The sequence below is a fragment of the Roseospira goensis genome, from assembly GCF_014197795.1.
Classification (GTDB): domain Bacteria; phylum Pseudomonadota; class Alphaproteobacteria; order Rhodospirillales; family Rhodospirillaceae; genus Rhodospira; species Rhodospira goensis.
In genome coordinates this window covers 68,811-84,429 of record NZ_JACIGI010000005.1, presented here as the reverse complement: position 1 = coordinate 84,429, position 15,619 = coordinate 68,811, and the positions used below count along the sequence as shown (strand labels likewise).

15 protein-coding genes are annotated in these 15,619 nt (G+C 70.8%); 8 read left to right on the top strand and 7 right to left on the bottom strand.

The window, feature by feature from the left end:
* Window positions 1–12 precede the first annotated feature (12 nt).
* Complete coding sequence (locus tag GGD88_RS04385; RefSeq protein WP_184432114.1) at window positions 13–2,364, bottom strand: ATP-dependent helicase; 2,352 nt, start codon at window positions 2,362–2,364, stop codon at window positions 13–15.
* A 377-nt stretch (window positions 2,365–2,741) separates the two neighbouring features.
* Between GGD88_RS04385 and GGD88_RS04380 the strand changes: the two genes are divergently transcribed.
* Window positions 2,742–3,047 (top strand): HigA family addiction module antitoxin, encoded by a 306-nt coding sequence (locus GGD88_RS04380; protein ID WP_184432112.1) that lies wholly within the window; start codon window positions 2,742–2,744, stop codon window positions 3,045–3,047.
* 43 nt (window positions 3,048–3,090) lie between these two features.
* Here GGD88_RS04380 and cobW read toward each other — a convergent pair whose 3' ends face one another.
* Window positions 3,091–4,179 (bottom strand): cobalamin biosynthesis protein CobW, encoded by a 1,089-nt coding sequence (cobW, locus tag GGD88_RS04375; RefSeq protein ID WP_184432110.1) that lies wholly within the window; start codon window positions 4,177–4,179, stop codon window positions 3,091–3,093.
* A gap of 263 nt (window positions 4,180–4,442) precedes the next feature.
* Between cobW and recA the strand changes: the two genes are divergently transcribed.
* On the top strand, window positions 4,443–5,540 hold the full coding sequence (gene recA, locus GGD88_RS04370) for a recombinase RecA (protein WP_184432108.1): 1,098 nt from the start codon (window positions 4,443–4,445) through the stop codon (window positions 5,538–5,540).
* A gap of 500 nt (window positions 5,541–6,040) precedes the next feature.
* Here recA and ahcY read toward each other — a convergent pair whose 3' ends face one another.
* On the bottom strand, window positions 6,041–7,333 hold the full coding sequence (gene ahcY / locus GGD88_RS04365) for an adenosylhomocysteinase (protein WP_184432106.1): 1,293 nt from the start codon (window positions 7,331–7,333) through the stop codon (window positions 6,041–6,043).
* 256 nt (window positions 7,334–7,589) lie between these two features.
* Between ahcY and GGD88_RS04360 the strand changes: the two genes are divergently transcribed.
* Entirely contained in the window at window positions 7,590–8,213 is a 624-nt protein-coding gene (locus GGD88_RS04360; RefSeq protein ID WP_184432104.1) for a LysE family translocator, read from the top strand.
* A 14-nt stretch (window positions 8,214–8,227) separates the two neighbouring features.
* Here the strand turns inward: GGD88_RS04360 and GGD88_RS04355 are convergent, their stop codons facing one another.
* On the bottom strand, window positions 8,228–8,728 hold the full coding sequence (locus tag GGD88_RS04355; protein ID WP_184432102.1) for a GNAT family N-acetyltransferase: 501 nt from the start codon (window positions 8,726–8,728) through the stop codon (window positions 8,228–8,230).
* Between the two features lie 185 nt (window positions 8,729–8,913).
* On the opposite strand from GGD88_RS04355, the gene GGD88_RS04350 reads away from it, so the two are divergent.
* From GGD88_RS04350 to GGD88_RS04335, 4 genes are all read left to right on the top strand, one after another.
* Entirely contained in the window at window positions 8,914–9,600 is a 687-nt protein-coding gene (locus tag GGD88_RS04350; protein WP_184432100.1) for a Crp/Fnr family transcriptional regulator, read from the top strand.
* A 130-nt stretch (window positions 9,601–9,730) separates the two neighbouring features.
* Window positions 9,731–9,934 carry a YgaP family membrane protein gene (locus GGD88_RS04345; RefSeq protein ID WP_184432098.1) on the top strand — a complete coding sequence of 68 codons (204 nt, stop codon included), beginning with the start codon at window positions 9,731–9,733 and terminating at the stop codon, window positions 9,932–9,934.
* A gap of 257 nt (window positions 9,935–10,191) precedes the next feature.
* Window positions 10,192–10,383 carry a YgaP family membrane protein gene (locus tag GGD88_RS04340; protein ID WP_184432096.1) on the top strand — a complete coding sequence of 64 codons (192 nt, stop codon included), beginning with the start codon at window positions 10,192–10,194 and terminating at the stop codon, window positions 10,381–10,383.
* 254 nt (window positions 10,384–10,637) lie between these two features.
* A complete protein-coding gene (locus tag GGD88_RS04335) occupies window positions 10,638–11,024 on the top strand; it encodes a DUF302 domain-containing protein (RefSeq protein ID WP_184432094.1) in 387 nt (128 codons plus the stop codon).
* Between the two features lie 155 nt (window positions 11,025–11,179).
* Here the strand turns inward: GGD88_RS04335 and GGD88_RS04330 are convergent, their stop codons facing one another.
* Window positions 11,180–11,767 carry an HdeD family acid-resistance protein gene (locus tag GGD88_RS04330; protein WP_184432092.1) on the bottom strand — a complete coding sequence of 196 codons (588 nt, stop codon included), beginning with the start codon at window positions 11,765–11,767 and terminating at the stop codon, window positions 11,180–11,182.
* Between the two features lie 138 nt (window positions 11,768–11,905).
* Entirely contained in the window at window positions 11,906–12,118 is a 213-nt protein-coding gene (locus GGD88_RS04325) for a hypothetical protein (RefSeq protein ID WP_184432090.1), read from the bottom strand.
* Between the two features lie 322 nt (window positions 12,119–12,440).
* Between GGD88_RS04325 and GGD88_RS04320 the strand changes: the two genes are divergently transcribed.
* Window positions 12,441–12,731, top strand: coding sequence for a hypothetical protein (locus GGD88_RS04320; RefSeq protein ID WP_184432088.1), 291 nt, complete (start codon window positions 12,441–12,443; stop codon window positions 12,729–12,731).
* Window positions 12,732–12,791: 60 nt separating this feature from the next.
* Here the strand turns inward: GGD88_RS04320 and GGD88_RS04315 are convergent, their stop codons facing one another.
* The gene (locus GGD88_RS04315) at window positions 12,792–14,699 is read right to left on the bottom strand and encodes a sensor histidine kinase (protein WP_184432086.1); all 1,908 of its coding nucleotides are present in this window, start codon (window positions 14,697–14,699) and stop codon (window positions 12,792–12,794) included.
* Window positions 14,700–15,619 lie beyond the last annotated feature (920 nt).

Below are 15,619 nucleotides of genomic sequence, written 5' to 3'. Positions count from 1 at the left end.
CCGCCGCCGGCGTCACGCCGCCTCGACGAACCCCGCCACCACGGTCTTGCGACCCGCCTTCTCGAAGTCCACGGCCAGCTTGCCGCCGTCGTTGGACAGCACCCGGCCGTAGCCGAACTTCTGGTGGAACACGCGCTGGCCGACGGCGAGGTCGCTGCCCTCGCCGGTGCGGTCGCGGGCCTTCCACGACCCGGTGCCCGGCGCCAGCCGGCCGCTCCCGTTGCCGGCCCCGTTGCCGGCCCCGGCGCCCGCGCCGGTCAGCGTGCGGCGCGGATGGCGCGTGCCCCAGCCGCCGGGTTCCTCGGCGAAGCCGGCGGTGACCGCGCCATACAGGCCGGTATCGCTGGCCTTCTCGACGCAGGCGTCGGGCAGTTCGTCGACGAAGCGGCTCGGCAGCGACGCCTGCCAGTTGTTGAAGATGCGCCGGTTGGCGGCGAACGAGATGAAGGCGCGCCGGCGCGCCCGCGTCAGGCCGACGTAGGCGAGGCGGCGCTCCTCCTCCAGCGAGGCCTGTCCGCCCTCTTCCAGCGCGCGGCGGTGGGGGAACACGTCCTCCTCCCAGCCGGGCAGGAACACGGTGTCGAACTCCAGCCCCTTGGCGGCGTGCAGGGTCATCAGGGTGACCCGGGCGGTCGCCCCCTTACCCTCGTTCTCCATCACCAGCGCGACGTGTTCGAGGAACGCGTCCAGGGTCTCGAACTCGGCCACCGCGCCCACCAGTTCCTCCAGGTTCTCGACCCGGCCGGGGGCGTCGGGGCTCTTGTCGGCCTTCCACATGGCGGCGTAGCCGCTCTCCTCCAGCACCGTCGCGCACAGTTCCGACGGCGGCAGCGTGGGGACCCGTTCGCGCCAGCGCGCCAGATCGGCGACGAAGCCGGCCAGGGCCTTGCGGGCGCGCGGCTTCAGGTCGTCGCCGTCGGCCAGGTCGGCGGCGGCGACCAGCAGCGACACCCCGCGATCACGGGCGCAGCGTTGCAGGGTCTGCAGGCTGGCCTCGCCCAGGCCGCGCTTGGGCGTGTTGACGATGCGCTCGAACGCCAGGTCGTCGTCCGGCTGGGCGATCAGGCGCAGGTACGCCAGGGCGTCGCGCACCTCCAGGCGTTCGTAGAAGCGCGGCCCGCCGACCACCTGGTAGGGCACGCCGCAGGCCATCAAGCGTTCCTCGAAGGCGCGCATCTGGAAGCTGGCGCGCACCAGGATGGCGATCGCGCCGCCATCGCCGGCGCCGCCGTTCGGGCCGTTGGCGCCCTGCCCCAGGGCCTCGATCTCCTCGACCACCCAGCGCGCCTCGGCCTCGCCGTCCCACAGCCCGCGCACCTTGACCGGGGCGGCGTCGGGGTCGGCGGCGGCGGCCCCGGCGGCCTTCAGGTCCTTGCCCAGGCGGTCGCTGTTGTGCCGGATCAGGCCGGAGGCGGCGTCCAGAATCATCGACGTGGAGCGGTAGTTGCGCTCCAGGCGGATGACGGCGGCGCCGGGATAGTCGGTCTCGAAGCGCAGGATGTTGCCGACCTCGGCGCCGCGCCAGGAATAGATGGACTGGTCGTCGTCGCCGACGCAGCACAGGTTGCGGTGCCCGGCGGCCAGCAGGCGCAGCCACAGGTACTGGGCCACATTGGTGTCCTGATACTCGTCCACCAGGATGTAGTCGAAGCGGCGCTGGTACTGCCCGGCGATGTCCGGGTGGCCCTGCAGGATGCCCAGGGTGTGCAGCAGCAGATCGCCGAAGTCGCAGGCGTTCAGCTCCAGAAGGCGGGCCTGGTAGCGGCCGTAGAGGTCGCGCGCCCGGCGGCCGGCGGCGGTCTTGACGTCGTCGGCGGGCACCCGGTCCGGCGTCAGGCCGCGATCCTTCCAGCGCTGGAGGATGCCCATCAACACCTTGGGCGGCTCGCGCTTGGTGTCGATGTTGGCGTCGGCCATGAGCTGCTTGAGCAGGCGGAGCTGGTCGTCGGCGTCCAGGATGGTGAAGCCGTCGCGCAGGCCCACCAGATCGGCGTGGCGGCGCAGGATCTTGAGGCTGAGGGCATGGAAGGTGCCCAGCCACACGCTTTCTGCCACCGGACCGATCATGGCGCCGAGTCGCTCGCGCATCTCCCGCGCCGCCCGGTTGGTGAAGGTCACCGCCAGAACGCGCCACGGCTGGGTCAGCCGCTGCTCGAGAATGTGCGCGATACGCGTGGTCAGCACCCGGGTCTTGCCGGTGCCGGCGCCCGACAGCACCAGCACCGGGCCGTCGGTGGTTTCCACCGCCCGGCGCTGCTCCGGGTTCAGGTCGGTCAGCCACGGCGGCGCCGGCGCCCCGGCCGTGGGGGGCGCGGCCGCCGGCTCGTCGTCGGGCGCATCGGTCAGCGCGAAGGGATCGGTCATGGCGCTCCCCCTGAACAGGTGGCGGGACGGGTGGCGGGCGGGACCTTGGGGGGCCGGGGCGGGGGGACACGCCGGCCCCGCCGACCGGGACTCGGACCCGGCCGACCCGTCCACAGCCGGCCCCACGCGTGCCGTCGCTTGGCGATATCTGGTGTGTTGGTCGTCATGCTCCACCATATCCGCGCCCGCCCCGCCGGGCAACCACGTGGCGGCGGGCACGCAAATTGACTCGGCGTCGCCCCCACCCTAGCGTGAGGACCCGCGGGCAGGAACGCCGGCGAGACGGCCCCGAACAGCCCGGCGCGGCCCCGACCGGCGTCGGGACGGCGACGCGGTGTGCGCGTCGGGCGGGCGGACCCAGATCCCGGAACCATGCCATGTCCCACTCCGACAGTTCCCAGCATCCCGGTACCGTGCTGCGCAAGCGGTTCATGGTCCCCTACGGGCTCGACAGCGACCGCCTGGCCGCCGACCTCGGCGTGCCGGCCAACCGGCTGGAGGACGTGCTGGCCGGGCAGCGGTCGATCACCGCCGACCTGGCGCTGCGTCTGGGGCGGTACTTCGGCACCGCGCCGCTGTACTGGATGAACCTGCAAAGCCGCTTCGACCTGCACGTCACCGGCACCGTGATGGCCGACGATATCGCCCGCGAGGTGCGGCCGTTCCAGAAGCGGGTGGCCTGAGAGGGGGCGCCGTCCCCCGCCGCCTGCCGCCGCCCGCCGCCGATCATTCCGCCGCCGTGACCGCGTCCGCCGCCCTGTCCGTCACCGCCGCCGCCAGGTCGCGGGCCAGACCCGCGGTGTCCAGGCCTTTGAGGCCGATCACCACCAGCCGGCCGGCGCGGTCCTCATCGGCGCGCCAGGGCCGGTCATAGCGCGCCTGCACGCGCGGCCCCACCCCCTGGACCAGCAGCCGCATGGGCTTGCCCGGCACGTCCAGCGCCCCCTTGATGCGCAGCGCCCGGTGCGCGGTGACCACCGGCGCCAGCGCCGCCGCCACCGCCTCGGGTCCGGCATGGTCCGCGCCCACCGCCGGGATGGGCACGGCCACGCTCTCGAAATCGTCGTGGTCGTGGTCGTCGGGGCCGTCGTGATGGGTCGGGCGGCCGTCGAGGTCGTCCTGGGCCGCCATGCCCAGGCCCAGCATGACCGCCGGATCGACCTCGCCGTGACGGGTCGGCACCACCGGCACGCCGGCCCGGGCGCCCGCCCGCACCTGCTCCAGCACCGCGGGCAGCGCCGCGGCGGCGATCAGGTCGGCCTTGTTGACCAGCACCATGTCCGCGCACAGGAGCTGGTCGGTGAACACCTCCTCCAGCGGGTTGTCGTGGTCGAGGGCGGCGTCGGCGGCGCGCAGGGCCTGCACCGCCGCCGGATCGGCGGCGAACAGGCCGGCGGCCACCGCCGGGCCGTCGACCACCGCCACCACGCCGTCGACGGTCACCCGCGAGCGGATCTCCGGCCAGGTGAAGGCCCGCACCAGCGGCTTCGGCAGCGCCAGGCCCGAGGTCTCGATCACGATGTGGTCGGGCGGCGCGGCACGGTGGATCAGCGCCTCCATCGTGGGCAGGAACTCGTCGGCCACGGTGCAGCACAGGCAGCCGTTCGCCAGCTCCACGATGTCGTCGTCGCCGCAGCCCTGGATGCCGCAGGCCGACAGGATCTCGCGGTCCATGCCGATGTCGCCGAACTCGTTGATGACCAGGGCGATGCGCCGACCGCCGGCGTTGGCCATCAGGTGGCGGATCAGGGTGGTCTTGCCGGCGCCCAGGAAACCGGTGACGACGGTGGTCGGGATCGGTCGGGCCAGGGCCATGCGGAGTCCTCCGGGCACGGGTGAGGGGGGCGGGTTGCCTCGCATGTAGGCATGCCGCCCGCCGGCTGGCAAGGCACCGGGCCGCCGGGAGACGTCCGTGTTCTTTGATCGTTCTTTTCGCTTGCACGTCGGAACAAAACGTGTACGGTCGGGACCGAGACCGAGGTCCGCGCGGCCCGGTCCACCGCGGCGACGGTCCCGCCCAGCGCGGACCATCCCGCCTTGCACCGCGCCGGACCCATGTGGAATAAGGGGGCACCCTCATGTCGCAAAGCGCGCTCCGCCTCGTGGATCGGGACACCATGGACAAACAGAAGGCGCTCGACGCCGCCGTCAGCCAGATCGAACGGGCCTTCGGCAAGGGCTCGATCATGCGTTTGGGCCAGCGCGACCGGGTGGTGGAGATCGAAGCCGTCTCCACCGGCTCGCTCGGGCTGGACATCGCGCTCGGCATCGGCGGCCTGCCACGCGGCCGGATCGTGGAGATCTATGGCCCGGAAAGCTCGGGCAAGACCACGCTGGCGCAGCACGTCGTGGCCGAGGCCCAGAAGCGCGGCGGCACCTGTGCCTTCATCGACGCCGAACACGCCTTCGATCCCAGCTATGCCCGCAAACTCGGCGTCGACCTCGACACCCTGCTGATGTCGCAGCCGGACGCCGGCGAGCAGGCGCTGGAGATCGCCGATACCCTGGTGCGGTCGGGCGCCGTCGACGTGCTGGTGGTCGACTCGGTGGCCGCCCTGGTGCCCAAGGCCGAGCTGGAGGGCGAGATGGGCGACGCCCACGTCGGCCTGCAGGCGCGCCTGATGAGCCAGGCGCTGCGCAAGCTGACCGCCTCGGTGGCGCGTTCGAACACGCTCATCATCTTCATCAACCAGATCCGGATGAAGATCGGCGTGATGTTCGGCAACCCGGAAACCACGACCGGCGGCAACGCCCTCAAGTTCTACGCGTCGGTGCGCCTGGAAATCCGGCGGACCGGCGCGGTCAAGAACAAGGAGGAGACAGTCGGCAACCAGACCCGGGTCAAGGTGGTCAAGAACAAGGTGGCGCCACCGTTCAAGACCGTCGAGTTCGATATCATGTACGGCGAGGGCATCTCCAAGATGGGCGAGATCCTCGACCTGGGTGTGCGCGGCAGTATCGTGGAAAAATCCGGCGCCTGGTTTTCATACAATTCCCAGCGCATCGGCCAGGGCCGCGAGAACGCCAAGCAGTTCCTGCGCGACAACCCGACCATCGCGGAGGAGATCGAGAACGCCATCCGCGCCAACGAGGGCCTGCTGGCCGACGCCATGATCTCCGCCCCGGGTGGCATGGACGAGACCGACGACGCCGCGCCCGCCGCCGGGACCGAGTAGGGGGGCGAACGCACGCCCCCGCCGGAGCGGGGGCGCGAGAGCCCATCCTGTCTTGGTCCCACGCGCCCGCGTGGGACCGCGGGACGCACGTACGCCCCCGCCGGAGCGGGGGCGCGAGAGCCCATCCTGTCTTAGTCCCACGCTCCCGCGTGGGAGCGCGTGACGCGCGTACGCCCCCGCCGGAGCGGGGGCGCGAGAACCCATCCTGTCTTGGTCCCACACTCCCGCGTGGGACCGCGTGACGCACGTACGCCCGCGCCGGAGCGGGGGCGCGAGAGCCTATCCTGTCTTGGTCTCACGCTCCCGCGTGGGACCCATGGAGCGCGCGTACGCCCCCGCCGGAGCGGGGGCGCGAGAGCCCATCCTGTCTTGGTCCCACGCGCCCGCGTGGGACCGCGTGACGAACGTACGCCCCCGCAGGAGCGGGGGCGCGAGAGCCCATCCTGTCTTGGTCCCACGCGCCCGCGTGGGACCGTGCGCGCGGCCGAGTAACGGGCGACCTAGTAGCGGTAGGTGTCGGGCTTGAACGGCCCCGTCGGCTCGACGCCGATGTAGGCCGCCTGCTCGGCCGAGAGCGTCTCCAGCTCCACGCCCAGCTTGCCCAGGTGCAGCGCCGCCACCTTCTCGTCGAGATGCTTCGGCAACACGTAGACCTGCCGCTCGTACTTGTCGGCGTGGTTCCACAGCTCGATCTGGGCCAGCACCTGGTTGGTGAACGACGCGCTCATGACGAAGCTGGGGTGGCCGGTGGCGCAGCCCAGGTTCACCAGCCGGCCCTCGGCCAGCACGATGATGCGCTTGCCGTCGGGGAACTCGACCTCGTCCACCTGCGGCTTGATGTTGTCCCACTTGCAGTTGCGCAGGGCGCCGATCTGGATCTCGCTGTCGAAGTGGCCGATGTTGCACACGATGGCACGGTCCTTCATCGCCCGCATGTGGTCCAGCGTGATGACGTCGATGTTGCCGGTCGCGGTCACGAAGATGTCGCCGCGCGGCGCGGCGTGGTTCATCGTGACCACCTCGTAGCCCTCCATCGCCGCCTGCAGGGCGCAGATCGGGTCGGCCTCGGTGACCAGCACGCGGCAGCCGGCCTGGCGCAGCGATTCGGCCGAGCCCTTGCCGACGTCACCGAAGCCCGCGACCACGGCGATCTTGCCGGCCATCATCACATCGGTGGCGCGGCGCACGCCGTCCACCAGGCTCTCGCGGCAGCCGTACTTGTTGTCGAACTTGGACTTGGTGACGCTGTCGTTGACGTTGATGGCCGGGCACAGCAGCGTGCCCGACTTGGCCATCTCGTACAGCCGGTGCACGCCGGTGGTGGTCTCCTCCGACAGGCCGCGCACGTCCTTCATCAGCTCCGGATGCTTCTGGTGCATGACCAGCGTCAGGTCGCCGCCGTCATCCAGGATCATGTTGGGGCGCCAGTCGTCGGGGCCGAAGATGGTCTGGTCGATGGCCCACCAGAACTCCTCCTCGCTCATGCCCTTCCAGGCGAACACCGGCACGCCGGCGGCAGCCACGGCGGCGGCGGCGTGGTCCTGGGTCGAGAAGATGTTGCAGGACGACCAGCGCACCTCGGCCCCCAGGGCCGTCAGGGTCTCGATCAACACCGCGGTCTGGATGGTCATGTGCAGGCAGCCGGCGATGCGCGCGCCCTTGAGCGGCTGGCTCGGCCCATACTCCTCCCGCACCGCCATCAGGCCGGGCATCTCGGTCTCGGCGATGGCGATCTCCTTGCGGCCCCAGGCGGCCAGATCGAGGTCTTTGACCTTGTAGTCGGTAAAACTCATGAACGCTGTCTCCGGTCGAGAAGGGATCGGGCGTGGGGGCGCGCGACGCCGGCGCGCCATTTGGTCGCCGCCGGTGGCCGCCGGTCGCCCAGGCGACGGCACGGCCCCGGCCGGGGCGCCGCGACGCAATGACGTGCGGAATATAAAGATATCTTTATATGTTTATCAAGCTCGATTCGCATGCCGCGGCACCGGCCTTTGCAGCGGCGCCGGGGCGGCGTATCCTCCTGCGCGCGCCCTCTCTCGGAGACCCGTCATGAGCCTGGACCTGTGGTTGCTCTATCTGGTCGCGGCCATCGGGCTGAGCCTGACCCCGGGCCCCAACGGCCTGCTGTCGCTCACCCACGGTGCCCGATTCGGCGTCCGCCGCACCGCCGTCACGGCGTTCGGAGCGATCTGCGGCTTCCTGCTGCTGATCGCGGCCTCCCTGGCCGGCCTGGGCGCCCTGATGGCCGCCTCGGAGCAGGCCTTCACGATCGCCAAGTGGATCGGCGCCGGTTACCTCGTCTGGCTCGGCCTGCGGCTGTGGCGGGCGCCACCGCCCCGCGTCACCCTCGACGCCGCGGACCACGCCGACGCCCGCCCGCTGCGCCTGTTCGCCCAAGGCTTCACGGTCGCGGTCTCGAACCCCAAGGTGCTGATCTTCTTCGCCGCCTTCCTGCCCCAGTTCATGACCCCCGGGGCCGGCTTTTGGCTCCAGTTCGCCGTCCTGGGCGGGACGTTCGCCGCCGTCGAGTTCGCCTACGAGGTGCTGCTGGCCGGGACCGCCCACCGGCTCGCGCCGTGGCTGGCGCGCGGCGGCCGCTGGTTCAACCGCGTCACGGGATCCACGTTCATCGGCATCGGCGGCCTGCTGACCACCGCCACCCGAACCGGGTAGCGGCCCGCGCCGCCTCAGGCGGCGCCGGCACGCTCCAGGAACACCACCGCCTTGTCGTGCGGGCCGTGGTCGCAGCGCCCGATCACCCCGAAGCCGAGGGCGGCATGGAAGGCGAGCGAGCCCGGATTCGGCGGCCGCTCGTTGACCTCGCAGACCACGCTGGCATACCCCTCGCACCGGGCCGCATCGAGCGCCGCCCGATACAGGGCGCGCCCCACCCCGCGCCCGCGCGCCCCCGGTGTGACCACCACCCGGTCGACGTAGAGGAACTGCGGCCGCCGCCCCACCACCCATCGGTAGTTGGCGCTGTCGTAGGGCAGGTCCGGCGGTAGCGCCAGCAGGAAGCCGAGCAGGCCGCCGTCGTCGCCCCGGGCGCCGAGGGCCACCGCCGCCCACGCCCACAGGCGGGCCAGGCCGTCGGCGTCGAGGACGTTGACATGGGGCGCGGCGGCGTTGTTGAGGGCCAGGGCGGCCGGGAGATCGGTCGGCGTCAGGGGGCGGGGCGCGAGCGGCATGGCGGCAGCGGGATCCGGAGTCCACATCGGGACGAGGGGCGAGACAGGCGACGAGACGGGATCATGACGGAACGGAGACAAGAGTATCATAGGCGCGTGCCGCGCCGCACACCAGATGATGCACCGCACGATCGCGCCTGCACCCGCTTGGCACCGGCCCCGGCGGCGGGCACAGTGGCGCCACCATGACGCCACCACCCCCGCATGCCCTGATCGACCGCCTGGTGTCCGGCTTCTCGCCGCTGGCGACGCTGGAGCCCGAGGCGCGTCGCCTGCTGGCCGACGCCGTACGCCCCGTGCGCGTGCCGGACGGCGCTGTGATGTTCCGCGACGGCGACACCTGCGAGAGCTACGCCCTGGTGCTGGACGGGCGCGTGCGGGTGCAGAAGGTCTCCGAAAGCGGCCGCCAGATCGTGCTGTACCGGGTCGAGGCCGGCCAGACCTGCGTTCTGACCACCAACGCCCTGCTGGCCGCGCTGCCCTACGGCGCCGAAGGCGTGGCCGAAACCCCGGTGCTGGCCGCCGTCCTGCCCGCCGACGCCTTCCACGCCCTGCTGGGGCAGTCGGCGGCGTTCCGCCGCTTCGTCTTCTCGGCCTACGCGACCCGCCTCAGCGACCTGCTGCTGCTGATCGACGACGTGGCCTTCGGCCGCATCGACGCCCGCCTGGCGCACCTGCTCTTGACCCGTGCCGACAACGGCGGGATCGTAAGGGCGACTCACCAGGATCTGGCGATCGAGCTGGGCACGGCGCGCGAGGTCATCAGCCGCCAGCTCAAGGATTTCGAACGCCGGGGCTGGGTCGGTGCCGCGCGCGGTCAGGTCCGGGTGACCGACGCCGGGGCCCTGGAGCGGATCCGCGGTCGCGATTGACCCGACGGCGCGGTGGCCGTCGGCGTGCCGGTGCGACCGGTCGGTCTCCGGTGAGACGGAGAACGAACTGCGCGGGGAGGGACGGCCCGGCCCACGGGATGCGCCCCGCCCCAGGAGCGAGGAGGGCAAGATGTTCCCGACCGAGAACAACGTCGGTTTCTACGATCAGATGGCACGCATCGTCGTCGGGGTCTTCTTTATCGCCGTCGGCGTGTTCGGCGGCCCCACCATGTGGATCATCGGCATCATCGGCCTGGTGCCGCTGATCACCGGCCTGACCGGCAAATGCCCGGCCTACAAGATGATGGGGGTGAACACCTGCAAGCTCGGCTGACACCCGGTCCGTGAGCGTCCGCCCGTCCTCGGGCGCCCGGCGCGGGCCGGCGCGGCGCGAGGACGGGTGGGGTTCCAGGTCCGAAGTCCCGGGGGTCCGCCAGTTTGTGTGACCCAGGTTCTGTGTGACCCAGGTTCTGTGTGACCCAGGTTCTGTGTGACTAAGTTACGGACCCCGGGCGGCCTGCGGTGTAGCGGTGAGGGTCAGCGGCGGGACCGGTCCCGCTGTCCCCTCCCCTGCCAACGGAGACTGACCCAATGACCAAGAACGTCGGCGGCATCGACCGCATTGTCCGGATCGTGATCGGCCTGGCCTTGATCGCCAGTGTCTTCATCTGGCCGGTGATGAACCCGTGGGGCTGGATCGGCGTGGTGCCGCTGGTCACCGGCCTGGTCGGCTGGTGCCCGGCCTACCTGCCGTTCGGCATCAAGACCTGCAAGTCGGCCTGAGCTGAGCTGACCTGACCTGACCGGCCCGGCCCGCCCACCGGCCGGGTCCGAACCTCCGCTCGACGCCCCCGGCGCCCCCCGCGCCGGGGGTTTTCGTGTCCGGACCCTGTGCCGCGATAGCCAGGGTTGAAGGTGGCGCGACAGCAATCCACATCGGGGTGAACCCGTCGGGACTGCGCTCCGCCCGCCCAGGCGCGGGCGAACAGATCCGCGACCCGGACGCGAACCCGACCCTCACCGGAGACGGAGGACCCATGACCTACACCTTCCACAAGACCTTGCCCGGCCGCACGGTCGACGAGGCCGTCACGGCGGTCACCGCGGCCTTGCAGGAGCAGGGGTTCGGCATCCTCACCGAGATCGACGTGCGGGCGACGCTGAAGCAGAAGCTGGATGCCGAGTTCCGCGACTACCGCATCCTGGGTGCCTGCAACCCGCCGCTGGCCCACCGCGCCCTCCAGGCCGAGGACCGGATCGGCGCCATGCTGCCCTGCAACGTGATCGTGCAGGCCCGCGACGATGGCGCCGAGGTCGCCGCCATCGACCCGGTGGCCTCGATGCAGGCGGTGGACAACGACGCCCTGCGTCCCATCGCGGAGGAGGTGCGAGACCGCCTCAAGAGCGTCGTCGAAACGCTCTGACGCGACCGCGGGACGGCGCTCCGGGGCCGGATCACGGTGTCCCCCGAACCGGTCCCGGAGCCGTCTCTCAGGCGCACGCGCAAACCGCCCGCCCCGCCGATCGGCGGGCGCGGGCGGTGGAGCGGGAGGTAGCGGGAGGTCGCGGGACGGGGGTCTCAGGATTCGGCGCGCGCGTCGCCGCGTCCCAGGCGCAGCATCCAGGCCCCGTTGAGCAGCAGTTCCACGGCGACCAGCACGCCCAGCAGCCACGGCGACACCACCGGCACCAGGAACAGGATCAGCAGCCCGACCACCAGCGCCAGCGCGCCGCTGCCCAGGGTCCAGTCCCATCCGTTCAGGCGCCGCATGGCCAGGCCGAAGACAATTTTCACCAGCCCGGAGGCGGCGAACAGCGCCCCCACCAGGAAGGTCAGGGTCATCGCGCCGGTGAGCGGCGAGACGATGAACAGGACGCCGGCCACCAGGGACACCAGCCCCAGGACGAGGTACCAGCCCGCACCGCGGCCGCGCCGGAGCGGGAGCGCGTGCAGGGTGGCGAAGCCGCCGGCGGCGACCAGGGCCGCGCCCAGCAGCCACTCCAGGGCGAGGGTGACGAAGCCGGGCACGATCAGCGCCACGGCCCCCGCGATCAGGAACATCACCCCGACGCGGGACAGGTCGCCGGGGTCGACGCCCCAGGGCTGGGGTTCATCCGCGCCGGCATTGCGCGACTCGGAGTCGGTGGCAGTCATGGATAGAGCCATGGTTGCAATCCTCCTGAATCCAGAGGGTCTGGGATTGAGAGGCGCTGGCCTGTCCGTCGGGTCACGCCGGCCGCCGCGCCAGAGCCAAGGGCGCCCCGGCCCGCGCCGTCGGGAGACCGCGGACCGAGGCGCGCCGCGCTAACGCCGCGAGGCGTCGAAGACCTTCTGGATCGAGCCCCACAGCGACTGCACGCCGCTGTTCACCTTCTGTGTTGCCGCATCGGCCGCGTCCTGGGCCTGGCGCGTCTTCTCGTCGTACTGGTCCTTGAGCGAGCCGGTCCCGGCCTGCGGGGTCGCGGCCTCATCCGACGTCTCGGGAGTGGTCTGGGGGGTCTGGGGGGTCTCGGTCATGGAGTCCTCCGAATCAGGGTGAGATGTCATGGGATGACGGTTACGGGATGAAGTTCGCGTGTGGGTATGGTTTGCTGATGGGTGGCGAGACCACTTTGCCCTGCCCCGCCCCGACTGTCCGTTGCGGGGCTTCGCGGGTTCTCGCCGCTTGCGACAATAACGCCACGGCTGGCTCAGGGTTCCGTCCGGATCGACCCGGAACCGGATCGAACGCCACCATCGGGCCGCCGCCGACGAGGGACGGCCGTGCGAGCCCGTGGAACGCCGGTCTCATCGGGGCGTTCCGGTGCCATGCCCCCTCTGCGAACACAGGAGACCCACCATGAAGAACGTGCTCATCGGACTGGCCGTGCTGGTCGCGGTCGCGCTCGCGGTCTACGCCGGCATGAGCCTGACGCAGGACCCGGCACAGGAGTCGGCGCAGCAGGCCTCGGAGCCGGTCGCCGAGCAGGCGAGTGAGGCGGTCGAGGACGCCGGCGATGCCATCGAGGACGCCGGCGATGCCGTGAACGAGGCGGCACAGGGCGCCGCCGAGCAGATCGGCGAGGACGTCGAGGCCGTCACGGACCAGGTCGAGGAGTCGGCCGACGACGCCGCCTCCTCGGGCAACTGAGTCCCGGGGACGGGCCAGCCGGTCTCGGGACCCTGGTCCCGGAGGCCGCCGGGACTCCCGTCACGCCACCCGCTGGGCGTGGCCGCCGTCGACGAAGGCGGCCGAGTCGGGGTCCCGGTGGTCTTCCCCCGCCCGTAAAACAGGCGGAAACACGAGTGTGAAGGTGGCCCCCCGGCCCAGGTCGCTGTCCAGCTCGATACGCCCGCCGTGGCGTTCGATGAGGGAGTGGACCAGGGCCAGGCCGAGTCCGGATCCCTCGATCTCGCGGGTCTGGTTGTTGATCGCCTGGCGGAAGGCCTGGAAGATGCGCCTGTGATCGGCCGGCGCGATGCCGACGCCGGTATCGGCCACCGCGACCTTGACGGTGCCGTCGGATTCGCGCCAGCCCGTGATGGTCACCGCGCCCCCGGGCGGCGTGAACTTGGCGGCGTTGGAGAGCAGATTGATCAGCATCTGACGGACGGCGCGCTGGTCGGCGATCAGGTCGCCGGCATCCGTGCGCACATCCACGGTTAGGCGCAGGGTCTTATCGCGCAACCGTTGCTTAATCATGTTGACGGCCTTGCCGATCTCCTCGCGCAGGTCGAGGTGCACCGGCTCCAGCGGGGCATGGCCGGTCTCGACCCGAGACAGGTCGAGGATATCGTTGATCAGGCTGAGCAGGTGGCTGCCACTGCTGTGGATGTCGGTGGCATAGTCGCCGTACTGGGGGACGCCGGCCGGGCCGAGCATCTCGTCCTTGATGACCTCCGCGAACCCCAGGATCGCGTTCAGCGGCGTGCGCAACTCGTGGCTCATGGAGGCCAGGAAGTCCGCCTGCGCCTTCTTCGAACTCAGGGCCATCTGAAGCGCCTGGTCGCGGTCGCGCTCGGTGCGGCGGCGCTCGGTGACGTCGATGATGACGCTGAACAGGTAGTCCTGGCCGTTGAGCGGGAAGGCGGACGCGAAGACCTCGGCGTCCCGCAAGGCGCCGGAGCGGGCCCGGAAGGGCATGATGAACCGGCGCGCGCGCCGTTCCAGGACCAATTGCCGGGCCTCGGTGAGCACCTGGGGCGTGGCGCCCCAGATGTCGTTCATGCTCATGGTCAGCAGGCTGGCGCGGTCGTAGCCGAACAGGGCACAGGCGGCCTCGTTCACTTCGGTGAGGGCACCGCTGGTGGGCTCGTTGACCACCATCGCCACCGGCGTCTTCTCGACGATGGTACGGTACTTGTGCTCGTTGGCCTCCAGCGCCCGCTGCGCGGCGGCGAGCCGCGTCAGCAGCCCGTTCAGCCGCCGCAGCAGGCGCCCCAGCTCGTTGCGGCGGTGGACGGCCGGAATCGGCAGCGGCTGCGCCCCCGGGCAATCGGGGTCGATGGCATCGACGCGCTGCGCCGTCGCCACCACGTGGCGCGAGATAAAGCCGTGCATCACCAGACTGGTGGCGGCGGCCACCACCAGAACGATGAACAGCAGCCCCAACGACTGGTTGGTCAGGCGGTCGGCAATTCCGGCGACCACGGCGCCATGGTCATAGACCAGGCGCACCTGCCCCAGCGGGCCGGACCAGCGCACCGGGGAGCCCAGGTCGGTCTCGTCCAGATGCAGCACCTGCACCCGCTCCAGGGCCAGAAGACCGGCGAGAAACCGGTGCAACGGCCCGGTGGACCTTGCCTGCGTCTCCGTGCCCTGGACCTCCGCCTGGGCGAACAGAGTGCCGTCCGGGTCGCGCACATCAATCCGGATCAGCGGGCGCGAGGCCAGGGTGCCCGACAGGATGGAGCGGGCGGTGTTGGCGTCGAAATGCCACAACGCCTCCGACAGGCCGGCGCGCAGCGAGGCGGCGGTGAGCGCCCGCTGCTCCGCGAAGTCCCGGTCCGCCTCGCGAATCTGCCACGCCCCCTGACCGACCAGGAACAGGGCGGCGGCCAGGACGCTGACGGCGACCACGCGAACCGTCTGCTGAAGCGCAAGGGACGAGACCGTCATCGGCGAGTCCTTCCCGTCGAGCCGCCCGCGGCCCAACGACCCGGCCTCCGACGGGGAACCGTCGGGCTGGGCGTCGGGCCCCGCCCCTGCCCCGGCGCCGGCCCGTCCGGGCGCAGCGGGGACGATGGCGGCGGTCGGCCCATCCGCGCCGCCTCCCGCGGACCCCAGCCGATCCGGCTGAGTATCGTCCAGTCTGTCCGGCACGTGGCCATCCCTTGGAGGAGCCTGCTTGTCCGAGGAGAAGTATCTTAAGAACGATCCGGGGAAACGCAAGCGAGGTCCGATCGGGCGCCCGACATCGGATCCGATACGAACAACAATACCAGAACCCCCGTGCCTGTATCGCCGTAAACCGGGCAAAAAAAGCGCGGACCGCCCCCGAACGAGGCTCACCCACAGAGAGTCCAGTCTTAGCACGGCTTGAGGCGCCATTTGCGGCGCTCCGCATCGGCCAATGCCATCAAGACTATTGACACGGGGGATGCCATTTTTCCTCTTATACTCACGGAATGCCTCTGCAGGGTTGCGTGCCCATCGGCTGTCCCGAACCAGTGGTCCACGCCGGTTCTCCTGCCAAGTCACGCCCGGGCGCCGCGCCGCCCCCTCCCCCCCCAGCCGACCGCATCACGTGTCCCGGGCGAGTCCTGAAGCGGTTCAGGTTTTCTACATATGGATGTTTGAGCGGACAAGATCGCTCTATAAGTCGAGCCTGCCCCCCTGTTTCCGGTCAGTTCATGATCGAGAACAGATCGTCCCCATGCGCCCCCAACATCGTGCGGTCGCCGACCACAGGGGGATAAGCCGGCCCTTCAGACCGATACAAGCAACCCGCATCGCCAGAACGGGGGCACCGCCATCTCTTTAAAAGAGCAGCACGGCTCACAAGAACTACGCCAAGAGTCGAGAAGAGATATAGGGCA